The organism is Streptomyces sp. BV286 (assembly GCF_019090165.1).
Taxonomy (GTDB): domain Bacteria; phylum Actinomycetota; class Actinomycetes; order Streptomycetales; family Streptomycetaceae; genus Streptomyces.
The window spans coordinates 111,272-135,637 of the sequence record NZ_JAHRIB010000152.1; the positions used below are offsets into that span (position 1 = coordinate 111,272).

At 71.3% G+C, this 24,366-nt stretch carries 20 protein-coding genes and 1 pseudogene; 14 read left to right on the forward strand and 7 right to left on the reverse strand.

Translation table 11 applies throughout. The annotated features are described in order from the left end of the window. Positions 1 to 12: 12 nt before the first annotated feature. Genes KUF83_RS26385 through KUF83_RS26400 form a run of 4 tightly spaced genes read right to left on the reverse strand, consistent with a single transcriptional unit; the run spans position 13 to position 4,236 of the window. Positions 13 to 1,044 (reverse strand): LacI family DNA-binding transcriptional regulator, encoded by a 1,032-nt coding sequence (locus KUF83_RS26385; protein WP_217457420.1) that lies wholly within the window; start codon positions 1,042 to 1,044, stop codon positions 13 to 15. Then, the gene (locus KUF83_RS26390) at positions 1,041 to 1,946 is read right to left on the reverse strand and encodes a carbohydrate ABC transporter permease (RefSeq protein WP_217457421.1); all 906 of its coding nucleotides are present in this window, start codon (positions 1,944 to 1,946) and stop codon (positions 1,041 to 1,043) included. The genes KUF83_RS26385 and KUF83_RS26390 overlap by 4 nt, the downstream gene beginning before the upstream one ends. After that, a complete protein-coding gene (locus KUF83_RS26395) occupies positions 1,943 to 2,914 on the reverse strand; it encodes a carbohydrate ABC transporter permease (RefSeq protein WP_217457422.1) in 972 nt (323 codons plus the stop codon). Before KUF83_RS26395 ends, KUF83_RS26390 begins: the two co-directional genes overlap by 4 nt. After that, entirely contained in the window at positions 2,911 to 4,236 is a 1,326-nt protein-coding gene (locus KUF83_RS26400; protein ID WP_217457423.1) for an extracellular solute-binding protein, read from the reverse strand. The genes KUF83_RS26395 and KUF83_RS26400 overlap by 4 nt, the downstream gene beginning before the upstream one ends. 186 nt (positions 4,237 to 4,422) lie before the next feature. Here KUF83_RS26400 and KUF83_RS26405 point away from each other — a divergent pair, with 186 nt between their 5' ends. Together KUF83_RS26405 and KUF83_RS26410 are read left to right on the forward strand one after the other, a co-directional pair. Beyond that, complete coding sequence (locus KUF83_RS26405; RefSeq protein WP_217457424.1) at positions 4,423 to 6,444, forward strand: beta-galactosidase; 2,022 nt, start codon at positions 4,423 to 4,425, stop codon at positions 6,442 to 6,444. Positions 6,445 to 6,520: 76 nt separating this feature from the next. Continuing rightward, positions 6,521 to 8,089, forward strand: coding sequence for an arabinogalactan endo-1,4-beta-galactosidase (locus KUF83_RS26410; RefSeq protein WP_217457425.1), 1,569 nt, complete (start codon positions 6,521 to 6,523; stop codon positions 8,087 to 8,089). Between the two features lie 107 nt (positions 8,090 to 8,196). On the opposite strand, the gene KUF83_RS26415 is transcribed toward KUF83_RS26410, so the two are convergent. Next, positions 8,197 to 9,708, reverse strand: a complete 1,512-nt coding sequence (locus KUF83_RS26415; RefSeq protein ID WP_217457426.1) for an AMP-binding protein — start codon at positions 9,706 to 9,708, stop codon at positions 8,197 to 8,199. A 143-nt stretch (positions 9,709 to 9,851) separates the two neighbouring features. On the opposite strand from KUF83_RS26415, the gene KUF83_RS26420 reads away from it, so the two are divergent. The 11 genes and pseudogenes from KUF83_RS26420 to KUF83_RS42095 form a co-directional block, all read left to right on the forward strand. Further along, a complete protein-coding gene (locus tag KUF83_RS26420; protein WP_217457633.1) occupies positions 9,852 to 10,247 on the forward strand; it encodes a nuclear transport factor 2 family protein in 396 nt (131 codons plus the stop codon). A gap of 48 nt (positions 10,248 to 10,295) precedes the next feature. Continuing rightward, entirely contained in the window at positions 10,296 to 10,772 is a 477-nt protein-coding gene (gene crcB, locus KUF83_RS26425) for a fluoride efflux transporter CrcB (protein WP_217457427.1), read from the forward strand. Next, complete coding sequence (locus KUF83_RS26430) at positions 10,769 to 10,972, forward strand: hypothetical protein (RefSeq protein ID WP_217457428.1); 204 nt, start codon at positions 10,769 to 10,771, stop codon at positions 10,970 to 10,972. The genes crcB (KUF83_RS26425) and KUF83_RS26430 overlap by 4 nt, the downstream gene beginning before the upstream one ends. Then, entirely contained in the window at positions 10,969 to 11,343 is a 375-nt protein-coding gene (crcB, locus tag KUF83_RS26435; protein ID WP_217457429.1) for a fluoride efflux transporter CrcB, read from the forward strand. Before KUF83_RS26430 ends, crcB (KUF83_RS26435) begins: the two co-directional genes overlap by 4 nt. 83 nt (positions 11,344 to 11,426) lie before the next feature. After that, entirely contained in the window at positions 11,427 to 12,170 is a 744-nt protein-coding gene (locus KUF83_RS26440; RefSeq protein ID WP_217457430.1) for a FadR/GntR family transcriptional regulator, read from the forward strand. Further along, positions 12,167 to 13,618, forward strand: a complete 1,452-nt coding sequence (locus KUF83_RS26445) for an amino acid permease (protein ID WP_217457431.1) — start codon at positions 12,167 to 12,169, stop codon at positions 13,616 to 13,618. The genes KUF83_RS26440 and KUF83_RS26445 overlap by 4 nt, the downstream gene beginning before the upstream one ends. Continuing rightward, entirely contained in the window at positions 13,615 to 14,667 is a 1,053-nt protein-coding gene (locus KUF83_RS26450) for an asparaginase (protein WP_217457432.1), read from the forward strand. The genes KUF83_RS26445 and KUF83_RS26450 overlap by 4 nt, the downstream gene beginning before the upstream one ends. Positions 14,668 to 14,767: 100 nt before the next feature. Beyond that, entirely contained in the window at positions 14,768 to 16,165 is a 1,398-nt protein-coding gene (aspA, locus tag KUF83_RS26455; RefSeq protein WP_217457433.1) for an aspartate ammonia-lyase, read from the forward strand. A 154-nt stretch (positions 16,166 to 16,319) separates the two neighbouring features. After that, complete coding sequence (locus KUF83_RS26460; RefSeq protein WP_217457434.1) at positions 16,320 to 17,252, forward strand: glutaminase; 933 nt, start codon at positions 16,320 to 16,322, stop codon at positions 17,250 to 17,252. Then, positions 17,159 to 18,766, forward strand: a complete 1,608-nt coding sequence (mptB, locus tag KUF83_RS26465) for a polyprenol phosphomannose-dependent alpha 1,6 mannosyltransferase MptB (RefSeq protein ID WP_217457435.1) — start codon at positions 17,159 to 17,161, stop codon at positions 18,764 to 18,766. Before KUF83_RS26460 ends, mptB begins: the two co-directional genes overlap by 94 nt. Before the next feature lie 230 nt (positions 18,767 to 18,996). Next, positions 18,997 to 19,599, forward strand: a pseudogene (locus tag KUF83_RS42095) (glycosyltransferase family 87 protein); the annotation flags it as partial. Between the two features lie 287 nt (positions 19,600 to 19,886). Here the strand turns inward: KUF83_RS42095 and KUF83_RS26475 are convergent. Together KUF83_RS26475 and rho are read right to left on the reverse strand one after the other, a co-directional pair. After that, on the reverse strand, positions 19,887 to 21,155 hold the full coding sequence (locus KUF83_RS26475) for a D-alanyl-D-alanine carboxypeptidase family protein (RefSeq protein WP_254644402.1): 1,269 nt from the start codon (positions 21,153 to 21,155) through the stop codon (positions 19,887 to 19,889). 214 nt (positions 21,156 to 21,369) lie between these two features. Then, complete coding sequence (gene rho, locus KUF83_RS26480) at positions 21,370 to 22,512, reverse strand: transcription termination factor Rho (protein WP_217457437.1); 1,143 nt, start codon at positions 22,510 to 22,512, stop codon at positions 21,370 to 21,372. A 543-nt stretch (positions 22,513 to 23,055) separates the two neighbouring features. Here rho and KUF83_RS26485 point away from each other — a divergent pair. Continuing rightward, positions 23,056 to 24,339 carry a cytochrome P450 gene (locus KUF83_RS26485; RefSeq protein ID WP_217457438.1) on the forward strand — a complete coding sequence of 428 codons (1,284 nt, stop codon included), beginning with the start codon at positions 23,056 to 23,058 and terminating at the stop codon, positions 24,337 to 24,339. Positions 24,340 to 24,366 lie beyond the last annotated feature (27 nt).

Consider the following 24,366-nt stretch of genomic DNA (forward strand, 5'->3'; position numbering starts at 1 on the left):
TCCGGAAGGACCTCAGGTGGACTCGCGCTTGACCAGTTCCGTCGGCAGGATCACCGCCGCCGGGTCCTCGCCGCCGATCTGGGCGAGCAGCACCCGGACCATCTCGGAACTGATGCGGTCGTAGGGCTGGCGGATCGTGGTGAGCTCGGGGCTCGACGCGACCGCCGCGGAGGAGTCGTCGAAACCGCCCACGGCCACGTCCCCGGGAACGGTCCGGCCCGCCCGGTGGAGCACGCTCAGCACACCCTGCGCCATCAGGTCCGAGGCCACGAAGACCGCGTCCATGTCCGGCACCCGCTCCAGCAGGAGCTCGGCGCCCGCCTCCCCGCTGGCGCGGCTGTAGTCGCCGGACACGACGAACCGCTCGTCCAGGTCGATGCCCGCCTCGGTGAGCACCTCCCGGTAGCCGGCGAGGCGTTCGACTCCGCCGGGGGTGTCCAGCGGGCCGGTCACCATGCCCACGCGGCGACGGCCGAGCGACACCAGGTGACGCACCATGTCACGGGCGCCGTCCCGGTCGTCCGCGGCCACGTAACTCACCTTGGAGCCGACACCGATGGGCTTGCCGCACATGACCAGGGGCACGCCCGCGTCCCGCAGCTGCTCGGCGACCGGGTCCCCGGAGTGGCTGGACACCAGCAGCACCCCGTCGACGTGACCCGCGGTGATGTAGCGCGTGATGCGGCGCCGTTCGTCCTCCGTGCCCGCGAGCATCAGCAGCAGCGGGATGTCGTGCGCCGCGAGTGCCTGCGTGCAACCGCGCAGCAGGACGTTGAAGTTGGGGTCCTCGAAGAACCTCTCCTGCGGCTCGGTGAGCAGGAAGCCGATCGAGTCCGAGCGGCCGGTGATCAGTGAGCGGGCGTGCCGGTTGACGACGTAACCCGTCCTGCGGATGGCGGCGTTGACCGCCTCCTGCGCGGTGGGGCTCACATAGTGTCCGCCGTTCAGGACGCGCGACACGGTTCCTCGTGAGACTCCCGCCTCGCGCGCGACGTCGTGGATCGTCGGCGGTCGGCGCCGGCCCCCCGATTGGCTCATGGTCACGACTTTACGGCTCCCGACAGCAGATCGAGGCTCCAGAACCGCTGGATGACCAGGAAGAGCGCGATGAGCGGTATGACCGCGAGCAGCGCGCCGGTGATCACCAGTGTGTAGAGGGCCGGGGTGTTGGAGCCCTGTTCGAGCAGGGTGAACAGACCGAGGGTGATCGGGAACTTCTCGTCGTCGCTGAGCATGATGTACGGCAGCAGGAAGTTGTTCCACACCGCCACGAACTGGAACAGGAACACCGTCACCAGTCCGGGCACCATCATCGGCAGCGCGATCCGCGTGAAGATCCGCAGCTCGCTCGCCCCGTCCATCCGCCCGGCCTCGACCACGTCGGCGGGCACGGCCGCGGCGGCGTAGATCCGCGCGAGGTACACGCCGTACGGGGACAGGATCAGAGGCAGCAGGACGGACGCGTACGAATCCGTGAGGTCGGCCTCGGCCATCAGGAGGTACTGCGGGATCGCGAGGATCACCGGCGGCATCAGCACGCCCGCCATCAGGACGTTGAAGATGGTCTCGCGGCCGCGGAAGCGGTAGATCGCGAGGGCGTAGCCGCTGATCGCGGAGACGACGGTCGACAGGAGGGCGCCGAGGCCCGCGTAGAGGGCGGAGTTGCCCATCCACGTCCAGTACACGCCGTCGCGGTAGGCGTTGAGGTCGGAGATGTTCTCGGTGAAGCCCGTGCCCGGCAGGAACGTGAACGTCGAGAACAGCTCGCTGCCCGACTTGGTCGCCGCGATCACCACCCATGCCACCGGCAGCAGACAGTAGAGCGCGCCGATCAGCAGCGTCACCGTGGGGACGAGGGCGATCCGGCGGCGCAGCGGCGGCCCCTGGGAGGTGCCGGGTGTCGTCCCGGCGGCCGGGGCCGCCTTGCGGACGGCAAGAGAACTCATCGTGCTGCCTCCTGCTTGTTACGGGAGTTCGCGGCGCGCAGGAAGCCGAAGGACAGGAGCAGCGTGACGAAGGCGATGATCACCGCGGTCGCCGCCGCCGAGTGGATGTCGCCCTTGCCGAAGGCGTCCTGGTACACCTTCATCAGCGGACTCCACGTCGTGGAGACGGAGTTGGTGAGCGGCTTGAGCGTGGTCGGCTCGCTGAACACCTGGAGTGTGGCGATGATCGAGAAGAAGAAGGTCAGCACCAGTGAGGGCGCGACCATCGGGATCTTGATCCTGATCGCGATCTGCAGCGGGGTGGCGCCGTCCAGCTTCGCGGCCTCGTACACCTCGGCCGGGATGGCCTGCAGTGCGGTGTAGATGACGATCATGTTGAAGCCGGTGCCGCCCCACACCGCGATGTTCGACAGCGCGAGGTACAGCGGCCCGCCGTCCAGCAGGTCCGGCTGCGGCATGCCCAGCCTGTCGAGGACGAAGTAGAAGGGGCTGACGTCCGGCAGGTAGAGGAAGCCCCAGAGCATCGCCGCGACGACACCGGGCACGGCGTACGGCAGGAAGACCGCGAGCCGGGTGAACGGCGCGAGGCGGACGCGGTCGGTGTCGAGCATCAGCGCGAACAGCAGGGCGAGCCCGAGCATCACCGGCACCACGATGGCGCCGTACCCGAGCACGCGCAGCGCTCCGTCGAGCAGCTCGGAGTCGGTGAGGGAGTCGGTGTAGTTCTCCAGGCCCGCCCAGACCTCGCTCCGGGCGCCCGCGCCGAGACCCAGGCCCTTGACCTGGACCTTGTGCAGGCTGAGCCACACCGCGTAGCCGATGGGCAGCGCGAAGAAGAGGGCGAACAGGATCGTCGCGGGGAGGAGGAAGAGGTAGGGGGCGCTTCGCGTTCGTTCGCGGGTGGTGGGAGACGGGTGGGCGTACGGGGCCCTCTTGACCCCGTACGACCTCCGGCGTGCGCTTGTCACTCCGCGACCTCGAAGCCCTGCTTCTCGAGGTCGGCGACGGTGTCGTCCTGCATGGTCCTCAGAGCGGCGCCGAAGTCCGACTTGTTCTTCGCGGCCGAGGCGAAGGCGTCCTTGAACGTGGTGTACGCGACGTTCACGTTCGGGCCCCACGCGGAGGGCGCGGTGGTCTTCGCGATGGCGGACGCCCGGGTGTAGAAGTCCGGCTGGTTCGAGAAGAACGCCGGCGGTTCGGCGAAGGCGTCACTGGTCTGCGCGGTCGTGGCGGCCGGGTAGATGCCGCCCTCCTTCGCGAGCGCGGTCAGCGCCTGGGGGTCGGTGTTCAGCCAGGTGGCGAACTTCGCGGCGGCCGACCTGTGCTTCGAGTCGGTGGTGACGGCCGTGGACGAGCCGCCCCAGCTGCCGGTGACGTCGTCGGTGGCGGACCACTGCGGCAGCGGGGCCATCGCCCACTTGCCCTTGGTGTCGGGGGCGGCGGTGGTGAGGGTGCCCGGCGCCCAGACCGCGCTGACCCAGGCGATCTGCTTGCCGGTGTTGAGCGCCTTGTTCCAGGCCGGCGTGTACATCGGCTGGTTGTCGATCGCGCCTTCCTCGACGAGGCCGCCCCAGAAGTCGGCGACCTTCTGGGTGGGCGCGTCGTCGATGCCGACCTTCCACTTCTGGCCCTCGGTCGTCCACCACTTGGCGCCCGCCTGCTGGGCGAGTCCGGCGAAGAGACCGGAGTCGTTGGCGGAGAAGGTGGTCAGGTCCGTGCCCGGCGACTTCTTCTTCAGCGCGCGGGCGGTCTGCGCGAACTGCTCCCAGGTCTCGGGGACTTCGAGGCCGTACTTCTTGAACAGGTCCTGGCGGTAGTAGAACATCATCGGCCCGGAGTCCTGCGGGATCGCATACACCGCGTCCGAGCCCAGCGTGGTCTGCTGCCAGACGCCCTCGGCGAACTTGTCCTTCACGCCGTCCACGTCGCCGGCTATGTCGGCGAGTGCGTCGTTGCTGACCAGTGTCGGCAGGGCCTGGTACTCGGCCTGGACCAGGTCCGGGGCCTTCTTGGCCTTGTGCGCCGTGAGGATCTTGGTGACCAGAGTGTCGCCGGACGCCTGCTTCTTGACCGTGACCTTGATCTGGTCCTTCTTGCCCGGGCCCTCGTTCCACAGGTCGGCGACCTTGTCCATGCCCGGCGTCCAGGACCAGTACGTCAGCGAGACCGGACCCGAACCGGCCCCGTCGTCGGAGCCGTCGTCCGAGGAGCCGCAGGCGGCAAGAGAGGTGGCGCCGAGCGTGACGGCGACCGAGATGGTCACGAGGCGACGCAGCTTCGTGTGTGGCATGGATGTATCTCCCTGACCGTGGCCACCGCCTGCTGCGGAGGCCTGCCATGCTTCTGTGAGCGTTCACAGTAGAGAAACATCCAGGACACTTGTCAATGGTTGTTGCTGTGCGGTTATGTTGGGCCCGCGCCGCCGGCGCTGTGTGTGCACGTTCCCAACAGATCGAATCACTGCGGGAGACAATCCATGCCGGAGACCAACCCCAAGGGCCTCACCGGGCTCGCCTTCGGTGGGGACTACAACCCCGAGCAGTGGCCGGAGGACGTGTGGCCGGAGGACGTCCGGCTGATGCGCGAGGCCGGCGTCACGATGGTCAGCGTCGGCATCTTCTCCTGGGCGCTGCTGGAGCCCTCGCCGGGCACGTACGACTTCGGCTGGCTCGACCGGCTGCTGGACCTGCTGCACGAGAACGGAATCCGCGCGGACCTCGGTACGCCGACGGTGGCGCCGCCCGCCTGGTTCTACCGCGAGCACCCCGACGCCCTGCCCGTGGCCGCCGACGGCACCCGCTACGCGTTCGGCTCACGCGGCGCCATCTGCCACAGCAACCCCCACTACCGGTCGGCCGCCGCGAACATCACCACCCGGCTCGCCACCCGGTACGCCGAGCACCCCGCCCTCGCCATGTGGCACGTCCACAACGAGTACGGCGTCCCCGTGTCGGCCTGCTACTGCGAGAGCTGCGCCGCCCACTTCCGCCGCTGGCTCACCGGCACATACGGGACCATCGACGCGGTCAACGAGGCCTGGGGCACGGCGTTCTGGGGCCAGCGGTACGCGGATCTCGACCAGATCAACCCGCCGCGCGTGACCCCCACCGTCGGCAACCCGGCCCAGGCACTCGACTACAAGCGGTTCGCCGACGCCACCATGCGCGAGAACTTCGTGGCCGAGCGGGAGATCCTGCACCGCCTCTCGCCCGGGATCCCGGTCACCACGAACTTCATGACCGCCCTCAGCCAGTGCGACTCCGTCGACTACTGGGCGTGGGGCCGTGAGGTCGACCTCGTCAGCAACGACCACTACCTGATCACCGACGGCCGCCGTACGCACGTGAACCTCGCCATGGCCGCCGACCTCACCCGGTCCGTGGCGGGCGGCGCCCCCTGGCTGCTGCTCGAACACTCCACGTCGGGTGTCAACTGGCAGAGCCGCAACCCCGCGAAGGCGCCCGGCCAGATGGCCCGCAACTCCCTCGCCCACGTGGCCCGGGGCTCCGAAGGCGCCATGTTCTTCCAGTGGCGGCAGTCGCGGCGCGGCGCGGAGAAGTTCCACTCGGCGATGCTGCCGCACGCCGGCACCGACTCGCGCGTCTGGCGTGAGGTGGTCGAACTCGGCGCGTCCGTCGACTCGCTCAGCGCGGTGCGCGGCACCCGCACCCGGGCTGACGCCGCCGTGCTGTGGGACTGGCACTCCTGGTGGGCCCAGAACCTCCAGTGGCGTCCGAGCGAGGACCACGATCCGCGCGAGCGCGCCGACGCGTTCTACGAGGCCCTCTACGACCGCCACCTCACGGTCGACTTCGCCCACCCGGAAGCCGACCTGTCTGCTTATCCCCTTGTCGTCGTGCCCGCGCTCTACCTGATGACGGAGGCCGCCGGGCTGAACCTCAAGGAGTACGTCGAGAGGGGCGGCACGCTCGTCGTCTCGTACTTCTCCGGCATCGTCGACGAGCACGACGCCGTGCACGACGGCCCGTACCCCGGCCCGCTGCGGGACGTACTGGGACTGACCGTCGAGGAGTTCTCCCCGCTGCTCGCGGGCGAACAGGTCCGTATCGCCGGACTCGACGGCTCCGACCTTTCCGGTGACGTGTGGAGCGAGTTCGTGGTGCCGCGCGGAGCCGAGACCGTGTGGACGTACGCCGACGGGCTGACCGCCGGGCACCCGGCCGTCACCCGGCACCGCCTCGGTGAGGGCTCGGCCTGGTACGTGTCCACGCGACTGGCCGCCCAGGGGCTCGACGCGCTCCTCGGCTGGGCCGCCGACGACGCCGGCATCGCACCGCGCGCCGAGCTGCCGCGGGATGTCGAAGTGGTGCGGCGGGAGGGCGAGTCGGGCTCGTTCCTCTTCGCGGTCAACCACTCCGGCGCCGACGCCAAGGTGCCGCTCGACGCGCCCGGCACCGAACTGCTCACCGGTGAACGGGCCGCGGGGTGCCTCGCGGTGCCCGCGGGAGGCGTACGGGTCGTACGTCTCGACGCCTGAGCCGGTCCGCCGATTTCACCCCCGCCCCACAACCGGGGTACGGATCCCCACCACGTCGAAGGGACGACGGACGACGATGTTCCATCCCAGACGCACACTCAAGGCCCTGCTCCTGCCGCTGGCGGCCGGACTGGCCCTCACCGCCCTGCCCGCGCAGAGCGCGAGCGCGGCCAGTACCCTCACCAACCCCGGCTTCGAGTCGAACGGAACCGGCACGGCGAGTCCGGCCGGCTGGTCGACCTACTCCGCGGGCGGCCAGAACGCCGCCTCCTTCACGGAGTCCGGCGGCCACGGCGGCAGTTACCGGCTGACGCACTATTCGGCCTCCGCCTACAAGGTCGAGACCTACCAGTACCTGTCGGGCCTCACGAACGGCTCGTACAAGCTCACCGCCTGGGTGCGCTCGGGCGGTGGCCAGAACTCCGCCCACATCGCGCTCAAGAACTGCGGCGGCGCGGAACAGCGCACCGACATACCGGTCTCCTCCAGCGGCTGGATACGGATCGTCACCCCGGTCGCCGTGACGAACAACCAGTGCACGATCAGCATCAACTCCGATGCGAAGGCGGGCAACTGGATCAACGTCGACGACCTGACCTTCACCTCCGGCACGGCGGGCCTGCCCGTCAAGGGCTCCGACGTGTCGTCGCTCGCCAAGAGCGAGGCCAAGGGCGGCGTCTACAGGAACAGCGCCGGCACGACCGGTGACGCCCTCGCCATCCTCAAGTCCGCCGGGCAGAACTACGCCCGCCTCAAGGTGTGGGTGAACCCGGCCGACGGCTACAACAACAAGGCGCGCGTCCTTGCCATGGCCAAGCGCGTCAAGGCGCAGGGCATGAAGCTCCTTGTCGACTTCCACTACTCGGACACCTGGGCCGACCCGGGCGCCCAGTCCAAGCCCGCCGCCTGGTCAGGACACTCCTACAGCCAGCTGAAGACCGACGTCTACAACCACACGTACGACGTCCTCAACGCGCTGAAGGCGCAGGGCACCACGGCCGACATGGTGCAGGTCGGCAACGAGATCAACGGCGGCATGCTCTGGAACGAGGGCTCGACCTCGAACTGGCCGCAGCTCGCCGGGCTTCTCAACTCCGGCTACGACGCGGTCAAGGCGGTGAGCTCCGGCACGACCGTGGCCCTGCACCTCGCCAAGGGCGGCGACCTGTCCGGCACCCGCTGGTGGTTCGACAGCGCGGTGTCGAACGGTGTGAAGTTCGACGTCATCGGCCTGTCCTACTACGGCTACTGGCACGGAACGCTCGCCGACTTCCAGACCACCCTGGACGACGCGGCGGCCCGCTACGGCAAGCCGGTGTACCTCGCCGAGACGGCTTACCCGTTCCGGCTGGACAGCAAGGACTCGCACGAGAACATCATCGACCTCTCCGGTGAGCTCGTCCCCGGCTACGCGGCCTCGACGGCCGGCCAGACGCAGTGGATGAAGGACGTCGCGAGCATCGTGGAGGCCGTGCCGAACGGCCGCGGTCTCGGGATCTTCTACTGGGAGTCCACCTGGACGGCGGTGACCGGCAACGGCTGGGACCCGGCGGACCCCTCCTCGGGCAACGGCTGGGAGAACCAGGCCCTGTTCGGTTACGACAACAAGGCGCTGCCCGCGATGGCGTGGTTCAGCCACCGGTGACGGCCTGAGGTGTGACGGACGCGGGGCCCGCCGGTCGGCGGGCCCCGTTCCTCTCCTGACGGCCGGCCCCGGTCGCGGACGGCGGATCCCGGTGGCGGACCCCGCCGTCAGTCCCGCCGGAACGTCTCGCGCAGCTTGAACTTCTGCAGCTTCCCGGTCGCCGTACGGGGCAGCGACTCCACGAAGTCGACCCGCTTGGGTGTCTTGAATCCGGCGAGCCGCGTACGGCAGTGGGCGATCAGCTCCTCGGCGGTGACACCGGACCCGTCCGTCACCACGAGCGCGGTCACCAGCTCGCCCCACTTGGCGTCGGGGATGCCGATCACCGCGACCTCACGCACGGCGGGATGCGAGGTGATGACGTCCTCCACCTCGATCGACGAGACGTTCTCGCCCCCGGAGATGATGACGTCCTTCTTGCGGTCGGAGATCACCAGGTACCCCTCGTCGTCGAGGTATCCGCCGTCCCCGGTGTGGAACCAGCCGCCCGCCTGGGCCTTCGCCGTCTCCTCGGGCTGCTCCCAGTAGCCGTCGAGGTTGTGGTTCGAGGCGGTCAGCACCTCGCCGTCCGCGTCCACGTCGACGCGTACGCCGAGGGCGGGCACGCCGGCCCGCCCCAGCCTGCGGGCCCGGTCGGCGGGGTCGAGGTCGTCCCACTCGGCGCGCCCGCGGTTGACCGTGACGAGCGGCGAGGTCTCGGTGAGGCCGTAGATCTGGATGAACTCCCAGCCCAGCTCGACCGTCACGCGCTCGATCGTGCGTGTCGGTGGCGGGGCGCCCGCGCAGACGATGCGGACCCGGTCGCGGCCGGGGATCTCACCGTCCCAGTCGGCCGCCGCGTCGAGCACGGCGTTCAGGACGGCGGGCGCCGCGCACATCAGGGTGACGCCGTGCCGCTCGACGCGGCGCAGGATCTCGGCGCCGTCGATCTGCCGCAGCACGATGTGCCGGCCGCCGACGCCCGTGACGCCGTACGGCATGCCCCAGCCGTTGGCGTGGAACATCGGCAGCGTGTGCAGATAGACGTCACGGTCGCTGATCGTGGTGTGCAGACCGAACACGGCCGAGTTCAGCCACAGGTTGCGGTGCGTGAGCTGAACCCCCTTGGGGCGGGCGGTGGTTCCGGACGTGTAGTTGACGCTGGCCGTCGCGCCCTCGTCCGGCTCCGCCCACTCCCGCGGCTCGGCCCCGTGCAGGAAGAGATTCTCGTCGTCACCGAGTACGAACCTGTGCTTGACGTCGAGCGAGTCGAGGACGCCCGCGCAGGAGGGGTCCGCGTAGACGACCGAGGCACCGGAGTGCCGGACGATGTAGTCGATCTCCGTCCGGGTGAGCCGGAAGTTCACCGGAACGAGGACCCGCCCCCAGCCGGAGACCCCGAAGAACGAGGTCAGCAGCCGTGCCGAGTTCTGTGAGACCACCGCGACCCGGCCGCCCACCGGGACGTCCAGCTGGTCGAGTCTGGCCGCCTGGGCGCGGGCGAGCGCCGCCAGTTCACGGTATGTGGGCTCGCCGAGGCCGGGCCCGGGCTGTTCCGGTTCGTCGACGACGGCGACGCGGTCCGGATAGACGTGGGCCGCGCGGTCGAGGAAGTCACGGACGGTCAGCGGGTAGTACACGAGCGCACCTCCGGGTCGGTGGTTCCTTCCTACCGCGCCGGGCCGCCTCCGTATCCCCGGTGTCCCCGCACCCGTTGCGGATGGCCGGAACCCCGGAGTACTGTCCGACACACCTAATCAACATATTGAGTATGAGGTGGATGATGCACCCCTTCCGCAAGGCGGTCGAGGACGGCGACCACGCGGCCGTGGTCGACCTGCTCGCCGAGGACGTCGTGTTCACCAGCCCCGTGGTCTTCAAGCCGTACGCCGGAAAGCCGATCACCTCGGCGATCCTGGGTGCCGTCATGCACGTGTTCGAGGACTTTCGCTACATCCGCGAGATCGCGAACCCCGACGGCCGCGACCTCGCCCTCGTCTTCGAGGCGCGCGTGGGGGACCGTGCCCTCCAGGGATGTGACTTCCTGCACTTCGACGAGAGCGGCCGGATCGACGACTTCACCGTCATGGTCCGCCCCCTGTCGGCGGCCCAGGCGCTCCAGGCGGCGATGGCGGCCCGCTTCGACGCCATCGCGAAGGAGGCGTCGGGCGCGTCCTGACCTGCTGAAGCTAGTCTGATCTCCTGCCACGACCAGGAGACACACGCCATGACCAGCCCCCACTCCGAGGCGGCGGACGAACCCGCGGGCCTTTGCGCGCCCGCCCGGCGGCCCTCGGTGTGGCGAGGGCAGGGGCCGGCCGTGGCGGTGGTCGCGGCGGGCGGCGCGATCGGCGCCTCGGCGCGCTACGGAGCCGCACTGCTCTGGCCCTGGCGGACGGACGGCTTTCCCTGGACGACGTTCTGGGTCAACGTCGTCGGGTGCTTCGTGATCGGCGTCTTCATGGTCGTCGTCACGGAGGCGTGGGCGGCCCACCCGCTGGTGCGGCCCTTCTTCGGCACAGGTGTCCTCGGCGGCTTCACCACCTTCTCGACGTACGCCGTCGACATCCAGAAACTGGTCGAGGCCGGACACCCCCGCACCGCGCTCGCCTACCTCGCCGGCACCCTCCTCGCGGCGCTCGCGGCGGTCTGGCTCGCGGTGTTCTCGACGCGTCGCGCCCTGGCCCGCGGGCGGCGGCGGTGAAGCCGGACGAGGCCCTGCCGACGGCCGCCGCCGTCGTCGACACCGCGGACCGTGCGCGGGCCGCGCTGCCGGCGCCCGCGGAACCGGTGGGGGAGGGGGCATTGCTCCTCGACGACTGCGAGGCGATCCGGCACGTCGGCCACGACGAGGCCGCCGGCGAACCGGATGACGCGAGCGGGAAGGGCGGGAAGGCGCCATGAACTGGGTCCTGGTGATCGCCGGCGGCATGGTCGGCGCACCCCTGCGCTATCTCACCGACCGCGCGGTGCGCTCCCGGCACGACTCCGCCTTCCCCTGGGGCACCTTCGCGGTGAACGTCGCCGGCTGCCTGATCCTGGGCGCCCTGACCGGCGCGGCCGCGGCGGGAGCGGCTTCCTCCCACCTTCAGCTGCTGCTCGGCACGGGCCTGTGCGGCGCCCTCACCACGTACTCGACGTTCTCGTACGAGACACTGCGCCTGGCCGAGGACGGAGCCCGCTTCCTCGCCGCGGTCAACGTGCTCGCGAGCCTGGCCGCCGGACTCGGCGCGGCTTTCGCGGGGGTCTCGGTGGCCGAGGCTCTCTGGGCGTAGCCACCGGTCAGCCCGGGGAGGACCGGTGGTCGCCGGCCCCAAACCCTTGACAGTCACCTCTCGTTCCCCGCAGGATCACCCCCGTGAACCTGTCAGACAGCCAGACAGCTGGCTCCGTGCCCAGGCGTATCAGTGCCATGGAGGCCGTGCTCGGGCACCTTCGTGGTGCCATCGAGCGCGGTGACTACGCCGTGGGGGACAAGCTGCCCTCCGAGGCGGAGCTGTGCCGACGGCTGGAGGTCAGCCGGCCCGTGCTGCGGGAGGCCCTGCGGGCGCTGCAGACCATGGGGCTGACCGTGTCCCGGACCGGAAAGGGCACGTTCGTCGTGTCGAGCGGACCCGTCGAGGACCCCACCTTCGGCGACTACGCGGCCAGTGACCTCATGGAGGTCCGGCGGCACGTCGAGATCCCGGTGGCCGGCTACGCCGCCGTGCGCAGGACGCCCGAGGACCTCGACCATCTGGCTCACCTGCTCGAACGGATGGAGCGCGAGACCGACACCACCGCATGGGTGGCCATGGACACGCTCTTCCACCTCGCCGTGGCACAGGCCGCCCAGAACCCGGTCTTCCGCCGGGTGATCGAGGAGATCCGCGACGCACTGGCCCGTCAGTCGGCGTTCCTCAACGAACTCGGCGGCCGCCGCGAGCAGTCCAACCGCGAACACCGCGCCATCGTCGAAGCCCTCATCGACGGCAGCGCACACGACGCGACCGAGGCCATGGCACACCACCTCGACCGCGTCGAGACGACCCTCACCGCGATCGTGCGCCCCGAGCGCACCGACCCCGCGGTATCCCCCACGGAAAGCGAACCCCCGGCGTGAGCGAGCAGTTCCTCGAAGAAGAGACAGGGCGGACACGGAAGACGGGCGGTCATGTCGACGTCGGCGACGCGGGGTACAGCAAGTCCCTGAAGGCCCGGCACGTCAACATGATCGCCATCGGCGGGGCCATCGGCACCGGCCTCTTCCTCGGCGCCGGCGGCCGGCTGGCCGAAGCGGGCCCGTCCCTCTTCATCGCGTACGCGGTCTGCGGAGTCTTCGCCTTCCTCGTCGTCCGGGCCCTCGGCGAACTCGTCCTGTACCGGCCGTCCTCCGGCGCCTTCGTGTCGTACGCCCGGGAGTTCCTCGGCGAGAAGGGCGCGTATGTCGCGGGCTGGATGTACTTCCTCAACTGGGCCACCACCGGCATCGCGGACATCACCGCCGTGGCCGTCTACACCCACTACTGGGGCATGTTCTCCGACATCCCACAGTGGGTGATCGCGCTCATCGCGCTCGCCGTGGTCCTCACCGTGAACCTCATCTCGGTCAAGATGTTCGGTGAGCTGGAGTTCTGGTTCGCGATCATCAAGGTCGGCGCGCTCGTCGCCTTCATGCTCATCGGCATCTTCCTGCTGGCCACCCAGCACCCCGTAGACGGCCATTCCCCCGGCCCGTCCCTGATCACGGACAACGGCGGCGTCTTCCCCAACGGCATGCTGCCCATGCTGCTGATCATCCAGGGCGTCGTCTTCGCGTACGCGTCGGTCGAACTCGTGGGCGTCGCGGCGGGCGAGACCGAGAACCCCGAGAAGATCATGCCGAAGGCCATCAACTCGATCATGTGGCGCGTCGGCCTCTTCTACGTCGGCTCCGTGCTGCTGCTGTCGATGCTGCTGCCCTGGAACAAGTACACCGGCGGGGAGAGCCCCTTCGTCACCGTCCTCTCCAACATCGGCATCCCCGCGGCCGGCGGCGTCATGAACCTCGTGGTGCTCACCGCGGCCATGTCGTCCCTGAACTCCGGTCTGTACTCGACCGGCCGCATCCTGCGCTCCATGGCGATGTCCGGCTCCGCGCCCCGGTTCACCGGCGTCATGAGCCGCAGCCAGGTCCCGTACGGCGGAATCCTGCTCACCAGCGGTATCTGCGTCCTCGGCGTCGGGCTCAACTTCGTCGTCCCCGCGGACGCGTTCGAGATCGTCCTCAACTTCGCGGCGATCGGCATCCTCGCCACCTGGGGCATGATCATGGTCTGCCACCTGCAGTTCTGGCGGAAGACCGAGGACGGCGAGCTGGACCGCCCGAGCTACCGGCTGCCGGGCTCGCCCTGGACCGAGCTCGTCACCCTCGTCTTCCTCGTCTCCGTGCTGGTCCTCATGTACGCCGACGGGGGAGCGAGCCGTACGACGGTCCTGTGTCTCCCGCTGATCGTGGCGGCACTGGTGGCGGGCTGGTACGGCGTCCGGGGCCGGGTCTCGGCCGTACGCAAGGGCGGGGTGGACGCGTGAGCCCCGACGCCCTTTCCGGCTGCGGGAGTTCGCTCGCCGCGGCCCCCTCGGTCCGGGAACCGCTGCACGCGCCCGTCGCCCATCTCGTACGCGGTGGTGTCATCGAGGGAATCCACTACGGATCGGTGGTCGTGCTGGCCGCCGACGGAAGCGTGGAGCTGCAGATCGGCGACGTCGAGGCGGCCTTCTACCCGCGCTCGGCGCTCAAGCCGGTGCAGGCGGTGGCGATGCTGCGGGCCGGACTGCCCCTCGACGGCGACCTGCTCTCACTGGCCGCCGCCAGCCACTCCGGCGAGGAGCGCCACCTCGCCGGCACCCGGCAGATCCTCGAGCTCGCCGGACTCGCCGAGGAGGACCTGCGCAACGTCCCGGACCTGCCCTTCGACCCGGTCGTCCGGGAGGACTGGATCCGGGCCGGCCGGCTGCCGTCGAGGCTTGCGCAGAACTGCTCGGGCAAGCACGCGGCCATGCTCTACGCGGCGCGGCTGAACGGCTGGTCGCTCGACGACTACCTCGACCCCGCGCACCCGCTCCAGCAGGCGATCGCGGAGATCGTCGAGGACCTCACCGGACAGGCCGTCGCGCAGGTCACGGTCGACGGCTGCGGCGCTCCGCTGTTCGCCGTCTCGCTGCACGGCCTCGCGCGGGCCGTCTCCCGGATCACCGCGGCCCCGCCCGGCACTCCCGAGGCGCGGGTGGCCGACGCGATGCGCGAGCACGCCGAGATGGCGTCGGGCTCCGGCCGTGACGTCGCCGCGCTGATGCGTGCCGTACCCGGGCTGCTCACCAAGGACGGCTTCGAAGGTGTGCAGGTGGCGGCGCTGCCGGACGGCCGTGCCGTCGCCGTGAAGATCTCCGACGGGGCGGACCGCGCACGGGTACCGGTCACCGCGGCGGCCCTCGCCCGCTGCGGCGTCGACCCGGCCGCGCTCACCGAGTTCGCCGGGGCGCCGCTCCTCGGGGGCGGGGCGGTGGTCGGGCACATCAGGCCGACGCGGGCCCTCGACCCGCTCACGGGGACGCCGGAGCGACCGGCCCGGCACACCTGACCGACCAGCGCCGCGTACACCTCGGGCCACCGAGAACACCGTGCCATCCGCTTCAGCCGTCAGAGACATCAGAGACATCAGAGAGAAGACGAGCACCGACATGAGCGTCCGCAGCGAGCACGACCTCCTCGGCGACCGTGACGTCCCCGCCGAGGCGTACTGGGGGGTCCACTCCCTGCGTGCCAGGGAGAACTTCCCCATCACGGGTATGCCGATCTCCGCGTACCCGCACCTGATCGAGGCGCTCGCGGCGGTCAAGGAGGCCGCCGCCCGTGCCAACGAGGAGCTCGGCCTGCTGGAGCCCCGGAAGGCGGCCGCGATCGTCGAGGCCTGCCGGGAGATCCGCGAGGGCAAGCTGCACGACCAGTTCGTCGTCGACGTCATCCAGGGCGGGGCCGGCACCTCGACCAACATGAACGCCAACGAGGTCGTCGCCAACCGGGCGCTGGAACTGCTCGGCCACGCCAAGGGCGAGTACGCGTTCCTGCACCCGAACGAGGACGTCAACCTCGGACAGTCGACGAACGACGTCTACCCGACGGCCGTGAAGGTCGCCACGGTGTTCGCGGTGCGCGGGCTCCTCGACGCGATGTCCGTCCTGCAGGACGCCTTCGCGGCCAAGGCCGTCGAGTTCCGCGACGTGCTGAAGATGGGCCGTACGCAGTTGCAGGACGCGGTGCCGATGACGCTCGGGCAGGAGTTCTCGGCGTACGCGGTGATGCTGGACGAGGACCGGAGCCGGCTCGCGGAGGCCGTCCAGCTGATCCACGAGATCAACCTGGGCGCGACCGCGATCGGTACCGGGCTCAACGCACCGGCCGGGTACGCCGAGGCGGCACGCCGGCACCTCTCGGACATCACCGGGCTGCCGCTGGTCACCGCGGCCAACCTCGTCGAGGCCACGCAGGACTGCGGGGCGTTCGTCCAGATGTCCGGGGTGCTGAAGCGGATCGCGGTGAAGCTCTCCAAGAGCTGCAACGACCTGCGGCTGCTGTCCTCCGGGCCGCGGGCCGGGCTGAACGAGATCAACCTGCCGCCCGTGCAGGCCGGTTCGTCCATCATGCCGGGCAAGGTGAACCCGGTGATACCCGAGGTGGTCAACCAGGTCGCCTTCGAGGTGATCGGCAACGACGTCACGATCACGATGGCGGCGGAGGCGGGGCAGCTCCAGCTGAACGCGTTCGAGCCGATCATCCTGCACTCGCTGTCGGAGTCGATCACGCATCTGCGGGCGGCCTGCGTCACGCTGGCCGAGCGGTGCGTGGCCGGGATCACGGCGAACACCGACGCGCTGCGGGTGACCGTGGAGAACTCGATCGGGCTGGTGACCGCGCTCAATCCGTACATCGGCTACTCGGCGGCCACGGACATCGCGAAGGAGGCCCTCGCGACGGGGCGCGGCGTGGCCGAACTGGTCCTGGAGAAGGGGCTGCTGCCGGCGGACCGCCTGGCGACGCTGCTCCGCCCCGAAGTCCTGGCGGGCTCACGGACGGTCTGAGCCCCGTCGCGGCCCCGACCCGACGACGAACGGCCGGCGCGCCTTCAGGGGCGCGGGGAACTGCGCCACCAGCCACACCCCACCCACACCCGTCATCGAACCACCCGTCATCGAACCACCCGTCATCGAAAAACGACCACCCCACTCCGTCACTATGGTGATCATGAGCTCGCCTTTGACCTTCGAACCGGTCCTGCAGCGCATCGCCGCCGAGATCGCGGCCGCCCCCGACCGCGGCCGCCCCGCCGACTACATCCCGGCGCTGGCGGCCTGCGACCCGCACCGGTTCGGCATGGCCGTCGCGGAACTGGACGGCACGGTGTACGGCGTCGGCGACTGGCGGCAGCCGTTCTCGACGCAGTCCATCACCAAGGTCTTCACCCTCGCGCTGGACCTGGCCCGCGAGGCCGACGAGCTGTGGGAACACGTCGGCCGCGAGCCGTCCGGCAATCCCTTCAACTCCCTGGTCCAGCTGGAGTACGAGAGCGGCATCCCCCGCAACCCCTTCATCAACGCGGGCGCCCTGGTCGTCACCGACCGCCTCCACTCCCAGACCGGCGACGCCGCGGGCACCCTGCTCGACTTCCTGCGCGCGGAGAGCGGCAACGAGCACCTGTCCATCAACCATGACGTCGCCGCCTCCGAGTCCGCCAACGGGGACCGAAACGCCGCGCTGGGCCACTTCATGGCGGCGTACGGGAACATCGACAACCCGGTCCCGGTGCTCCTCGACCAGTACTTCCGCCAGTGCTCCATCGAGGCCTCCTGCGCCGACCTCGCCCTCGCCACCGGCTTCCTCGCCCGCCACGGCATCCGGGCGGACGGCTCCCGCCTCCTGACGCAGAGCCAGGCCAAGCAGGTCAACGCGGTCATGCTCACCTGCGGCACGTACGACGCGGCCGGCGAGTTCGCCTACCGGGTGGGCCTGCCCGGCAAGAGCGGCGTGGGCGGCGGCATCATCGCCGTCGTCCCGGGCCGCTGCACGCTCTGCGTATGGAGCCCCGGCCTGGACGAGCGCGGCAACTCGGTGGCGGGCGTCGCCGCCCTGGACCGCTTCACGACGCTCACGGGCGTGTCCGTGTTCTAGGGTCCGCCCCGTGGGCGGCCGTTCGGTCGGCCGGTGGCCATGCCGCGGCCGCCGTGCGGAGACAGGCGCGTCGTCTTCCGGCCACCCCGCGTTGCCACGCTGACCGGGTGTTGGCCAAGGACTTCTCCGTCGATCTGCGTCACTGCCGGCTTCTCGGGCTCGCGGGCTCGGTCGTCCTCGCGGCGGGAGGCGAGACGGCCGGAGCGCTGCCCGTGCGGGAACTGCCGTCGCTCGCTTCCGGGCGCGCGGCACTCGGCCTGGTCGGCGTGTACTTCGGAGTGGTCCTGCTCGTCGCCGCCTGGGCCCTGCTGGGGCGCGTGCTCCGCGGGCCCGAGCCGCCGGGGCCGCGGTCGCTGCTCGTCGTGCTCGCCGTGTGGGCCACGCCGCTGCTGCTCGCGCCGCCCCTGTTCAGCCGGGACGTGTACAGCTACCTGGCCCAGGGCGCGATGGTCGACGCGCACCTCGACGTGTACACGCACGGCCCCGCGATACTCGGCGGGCCGCTCGCGGACGAGGTGGCACCGGTGTGGCGGCGGACCGCGACCCCGTACGGCCCGGTCTTCCTCGCCGTCGCGTCCGCGCTGTCCGGGCTGACGCGGGGCGAGGTCCCGGCCGGGCTGTTCGGGATGCGGGTCGTCGCGCTGCTCGGCGTGGCGCTGATGGCGGCCTCGCTGCCGAAACTCGCCCGCCACAGCGGCGCGGACCCCGCCGCCGCGCTGTGGCTCGGCGCGCTCAACCCCCTGGTGCTGCTGCACCTGGTGGCCGGTGCGCACAACGACGCCATCATGCTGGGCCTGCTCGGCGCCGGTCTGGTGGCGGCCCTCGGCCGGTGGCCCGTCCTCGGCGCGGTCCTGGTTACCCTGGCCGCGCTGGTCAAGGCTCCTGCCGTACTCGGGCTCGCGGCCGTCGTCGCGCTCCAGGCGCGTGCGGGCCGGGGCCTGATGAAGGCCACGGTCACGACCGGGGCCGCCGCGCTCGCCACCACCCTCGGCGTGACCGCCGCGGCCGGTACGGGATACGGCTGGATCGGCGCGCTGAGGACGCCCGTGTCCCCGCAGAACTGGTCGCCCACCAGCGTCCTGGGCCGGGCCACCGGCGCGCTCCTGCGGGACCTGGGCAGCGATCTCGCGCCGTTCGCTCTCCCTGCCTGGCACGCCCTGGGACTGGCGGTGACCGCGGTGGCCGTCCTCGTCATCTGGCTGCGCCGCCCACGCCCCAGTCCCGTCTACGCGCTGGGCCTCAGCCTGGCGACGGTGGCCGTGCTGGGTCCGGCCGTCCGCCCCTGGTACGCGCTGTGGGGCCTGTTCCTCATTGCCGCGGCGGCGCCCAGTGCGTCCGTACGCCACCGGATGGCGGCCGTGACCGGCGCCCTCGCCCTCGCCGTCCTGCCGAGCGGCGGCCCGCCGGACGGCGAGCAACTGGCCCTGGCGGTGTCGGGCGGGATGCTCGGGCTGGTCGTCCTCTGGCAGGCGCATCGGACGTCGGGCACACCCGTCCTGGGGCGGGCGGCATGAGGCTGTCGGGCACCGACCGGCGGCGGCTGCTTCTCGTCGTCGCCCTGGCCGTCGCCGTGACCCTCTTCACCGCGACCGTGCCGTTGCTGCGGGACTGGTTCGACCTGCGGGTGTACCACGGGGCGGTCGACGCGTGGGTCCACCACGGCGGCCACCTCTACGACTACCGGGTGCCGGGGACGGCGTACGGATTCACCTACCCGCCGTTCGCGGCGGTCAGCATGCTCCCGATGGCCCTGCTCGGACTGCCTGCCGCGATCGCCGTATGCCTGCTGCTCAACCTCGCCGCGACGGCTTTCGTCCTGCACGTGCTGGCCGGGCACAGGCTGCGCCGGTACGGGTGGTTCGGCCTGGCCGTGACGGTCTGCCTGCTGGCACTCCTCGAACCGGTCCGCGACACGTTCAGCTTCGGACAGGTCAACCTGGTGCTGCTGGCCCTCGTCCTCGGCGACGCCCGGCTGCTGGCGACAGGCCGGGGCCGCTGGGCGGGTGTCGGGATCGGCCTCGCCGCCGCGGTCAAACTCACGCCCACGATCTTCATCGTTCTGCTGCTGCTCGCCCGGCGCCCGCGTGCGGCGGGGACGGCGACGGCGGTCGCCGCGGCCGCCACCGCCCTCGCGGCCTGGGCCGCCCCGGACGCCTCCCGCTTCTACTGGACCGAGGCGGTCTGGGACACGACACGCATCGGCCGCCTCGCCTACGTCTCCAACCAGTCGCTGCAGGGCGTACTGGCCCGGCTCGCCGACCCCGCGGAACCGAGTCGCGCCGCCTGGGCGCTGGCGGTGCTCGCCGTCCTCGCGGTGTGGGTGTGGCGCGTACGCCGGGCCCTCGCCGCGGACGACGTCCTCGGTGCCTTCGCCCTGACCGCGCTCGCCGCCTGCCTCGTCAGCCCGATCACCTGGGTGCACCACCTCGTCTGGCTGCTGCCCGCGCTCGCGATCCTGGCCGGGGCGGGCCTGCGGCGCGGACGGCTGCTGTGGGTCGCCGGGGCGCTGTACGTCCTGCTGTGCAGCAGCGTCGTCTGGCTGTGGTTCGACGACGCGTCGGGCATCGACGGCTTCGTCGGCGGCAACACATACGTGTGGATCACGCTGGGTCTGCTGTTCGGCCTGCCCGTCGGTCAGTGCCGCGCGGAGCGCCCACCGTGCAGCCGGAGGACCAGCCACACGCCGGCCGCGCCGAGACCGGCGGCGCCCGCCAGCGTCGCCGCTTCCGCCAGCCAGTCACCCGGACCGCCGGACTCGTCGTCGGCCTTGTCCCCGGGTGCCGGCGGACCCGCCTGCGGTGCCGTCGCCGATCCGGGACCCGGCTGAGGCGCTGCCGCCGGCGCCGGGGCGGCCTGTGGCACGGGCCGCGGCAGGAGCGACCCGACCGGCTCGACCCGCCCGGCGGCCCCGAATCCCCAGTCGAGCAGCGAGCGGGTCTCCTCGTACACGGCGAACCGGCTGCCCGACTGAGGGTTCATCACCGTGACGACGAGGGTGCGCCCACCTCGGCGCGCGGCGGAGACGAGCGTGCTGCCCGCCCGCGAGGTGTAACCGTTCTTGATGCCGATGAGCCCCCGATAGGGCGCGACCCCGTCGGCGCCGGTCAGCAGCCGGTTGGTGTTCTGGATCTCGTACGCCCAGCCCCCGGCGGGGAACTTCGCGCGGACGGTGGCGCAGTAGCGGACGAAGTCGGTGTTGCGCAGCCCGGCGCGCCCGAAGACGGCCAGGTCGTAGGCGGACGACACCTGGCCCGGCATGTCGTAGCCGTCGGGGGAGACGACCCGGGTGTCACGGGCGCCCAGGGACTGCGCCTTGGCCTGCATCTGGGCAGCCGTGCTGCGCCAGCCGCCGTTCATCTCGGCGAGGACGTGGACCGCGTCGTTGCCCGAGTTCAGGAAGACGCCCCGCCACAGGTCGGCGGCCCGGTAGGTCCGCCCGGCGGCGACTCCGACGAGGCTGCTGCCGGCGCCGATGCCCGCCAGGTCCTGCTCGGTGACGGTGTGCCGGACCGCCGCGGGCAGCACGGGCAGCACGGTCACCGCGAAGAGCGTCTTGAGCGTGCTGGCGGGAGGCAGCCTGAGGTGGGCGTTGTGTGCCGCGAGCACCTCGCCGGTGTCGGCGTCGGCCACCAGCCACGACCGGGCGGAGATGCCCTGCGGCATCCTGGGCGCCCCCGCCCGGGGGCGGACGTGCGTGCCGGGGCGGTCCAGTGTCGAGGGGGGAGGGGTCGCGGTGCTCGGAGCGGGTCCGGCGTGTGCGCTGCCCGTGCCGGCGCGGGACCCGGTGGCGGTCGTGTCCGCTCCGCCGAGGGCCGCGGCCGGTCCCGGCGCGAGGGCGAGCGCCCCGACGGCACACAGGGCGGAGCAGGAGACAGCCGTGCGGGCAGAGAATCCGATGGTCATACCGCAAACGTAGGAACGCCCAGGTCGCACAGCGGGCTGCCCCGGCCGAACGGAGCCGTCGAACACCCGGATGCCGCAACGGCCGTTCGTCTGTCCATCGTCGGCGAAGCCCTGAAGCGCAGTCCGGCGGCGCCTCCCGGAGCCCGGCGTCCCCAGGCAGGAGCCCGGCATCTTCACGGCGGCGGTGGCGGGGAGCGCGTGGTGCGGGCACGGTCTACTGACCGCCCGGCACCGTCTGCTGGACCTGCTTCAAGAACGCCGCGTTGTTCGGGGTCTGCCGCATCCGCTCCAGCAGGGTTTCCAGGCCGGCCTGGCCCTCCCCGCGGGAGATCAGGGCACGCCGCAGGCCTCGCAGGGCAGTCAACTCGGCTGCCGGGAGGAGGAGTTCCTCGCGGCGGGTGCCGGACGGGGTGATGTCGACGGCGGGATAGACACGGCGGGACGAGAGGGCGCGGTCCAGGCGGAGCTCCATGTTGCCGGTGCCCTTGAGTTCCTCGAAGTAGAAGTCGTCGGCGCGGGAGCCCGTCTCGACGAGCGCCGTGGCGAGGATGGTGAGGGAGCCGCCCTCCTCGGCGAGCCGCGCGGCGCCGAAGAGCCGCTTGGGCCCGTGGAGCGAGGCCGCGTCGACACCGCCGCTGAGGGTGCGGCCACCCGCGGCGGCCACGTTGTTGTGCGCCCGGCACAGCCGGGTGAGCGAGTCGAGGAGGATCACGACGTCCTGGCCCGCCTCGACCCGTCGCTTGGCGTGCTCCACGGCCAGCTCGGCGAGCGCGATGTGCTGCTTCGGGCTCTGGTCGAAGGTGGAGGCGAGCACCTCGCCCCGTACGGAACGGCGCATGTCGGTCACCTCCTCGGGGCGCTCGTCGAGGAGCACCACCATCAGATGGGCTTCGGGGTGGTTGCCTGCCACGGCGGCGGCCAACTGCTGGAGCAGTACGGTCTTGCCGGTCTTGGGCGGGGCCACGATCAGGCCGCGCTGGCCCTTGCCGATCGGTGCGACCAGGTCGACGAGGCGGGTGGACAGGCCGCCCGCGGGGTGTTCGAGCCGCAGCCGCTCGCGGGGGTGCAGTGGCGTGAGGTCACGGAAGTGCGGGCGGCGCTGTGCCTCGTCGGCGGGGCGGCCGTTGACGCGCTCGACCTCGGTGAGGGCGCGCTGTCGGCCGCGTACGCCTTCGACGAGGTCGCCCTTGCGCAGGCCGTGGCGGCGGATCAGTGCGGCGGGGACCTGGAGGTCGGCCGCCTGGGGGAGCAGGTTCTCGGTGCGCAGGTGGCCCTGCCCGTTCGAGGTGATGTCGAGTACGCCGGTGGCCTGCTCCTGTGTGACCGGAGCGGGCGGGCGTTCGAGTGTGGTGGTCATGAGGGGTGTCCTTTCGCGGACGGGTTCGTGTGTGTGGTCGTGCGAGATGGGGGGAGAGGCCGGGGCGGGGGCGGTTTCGTCACGCCCGCACGGCGGATGCGTCACCTCTCGGGTGGCGGTACGCCGGGGCGAAGGCCCACGGCTGTACCACTCGTGCGTGCCGTACGGCGAGGCATCCGCGGTGCTACGCGGAGCCCGTGCCGTGCCGAGAGAGGTGGTGCGGAGATGTTGCTGTGCCGGTCGATGTCGACGGGCCGATCAGCAGGATGAGAAGGAAATCTGCACCGGCGCCATGAGAAGGCGTACACAAGTGCTGAGGGAACTGTAGCACTACCTGGTCCGGTGAGGAGGGATCGGCCGGATTTCGCGGCGTTGACAGAGGTGACGCCTCACGTCACGGTGGTCGCCATGGCCGATGCCTCGATCGTCGAACACGTACGGGAACTGAGGCCGCTGATCGGGCAGAACGCGCTCCGTGCCGACCCGGGCACCCCGTTCCTGTGACGGCCTCCGACGGCCGTCGACGGCAGTCAGGAGATTGTGTTGGACAGCACGGCCGCCGAACCGTCGAACAGCGCGCCCGGTTCGTCCGGCGCACCGCACCGCCTGGACCCGGCGGGCGGCTGCCCGCACGCCGACAACGCGCGCCTGCTCGCGCGGGGCGCCGTCGCGGCGGTCGTCCTGCCCGGCGAGGTGGACGGCATGGCCGTGCTGGGCCACGAGGCCCTGAAGGAGTTCCTTGCGCATCCCCAGGTCGCCAAGGGCGCAGGGCACTTCACGGCACTGCGGGAGGGCCGCCTGGGTGCCGGGTGGCCGCTGGCGACCTTCGCGACCGTACGGGGCATGACGACCGCGGACGGCGACGACCACCGGCGGCTGCGCTCACTGGTCAGCAAGGCGTTCACGGCCCGCCGGGTGGAGGAACTGCGGCCGCGCATCGAGGAGTTGACGGCTGATCTGCTCGACGGCCTGCAGCAGGCGGCGGAGGACGGCGGGGGAGTCGCCGACCTGCGCGCGCACTTCGCGCTGCCGCTGCCGATGGGCGTCATCGGGGAACTGCTCGGTGTCGACGCCGAGTTCCGCGACCGGCTCCACGTCCTGTCGAACCAGGTCGTCGCCACGGACATGGGCCCGGACCGGGTTCTCGCCGCCAACCGGGAGCTGGTGGCCGTGCTGGGCGAGGTCGTCGCGGCCAGGACCGGGCGGCCGGGCGACGACCTCACCAGCGCCCTGATCGCCGCCCGCGACGAGGGCGGCGACCGGCTCACCCACGAGGAGCTCATCGGCACCCTGGTACTGATGATCATCGCCGGGCACGAGACGACGCTGAACCTCATCACCAACGCCGTGCGCGCCCTGTGCGGCCACCGCGACCAACTGGAGAGGGTCACGCGCGGCGAGGTGGCCTGGGCCGACGTCGTCGAGGAGACGCTGCGCTGGGACGCGCCCGTCAGCTACTTCCCCTTCCGCTACCCGGTCGGGGACCTGACGGTCGACGGCACCGTCATCCCCCGGGGCACGCCCGTCCTCGCCGGCTACTCGGCCGCGGGCCGTGACCCGGCCGCGCACGGTCCCGACGCCGACCGCTTCGACGTCACCAGGCCCGGCAGGGCCGGGACCACCCGGCATCTGTCCCTCGGCCACGGTGCCCACTACTGCCTCGGCGCCCCGCTGGCCCGCATGGAGTCCGCCATCGCCCTGGAGAGGCTGTTCGCGCGCTTCCCCGACCTCCACCTCGCCACGCGGGAGGCGGACCTGTCCCGCCACTCCAGCTTCGTGGGCAACAGTGTCCGGGAGCTTCCCGTACGGGTGTCACGACGGAAGTGATCCCCGCCGGCGTACCGACCCGCCCCA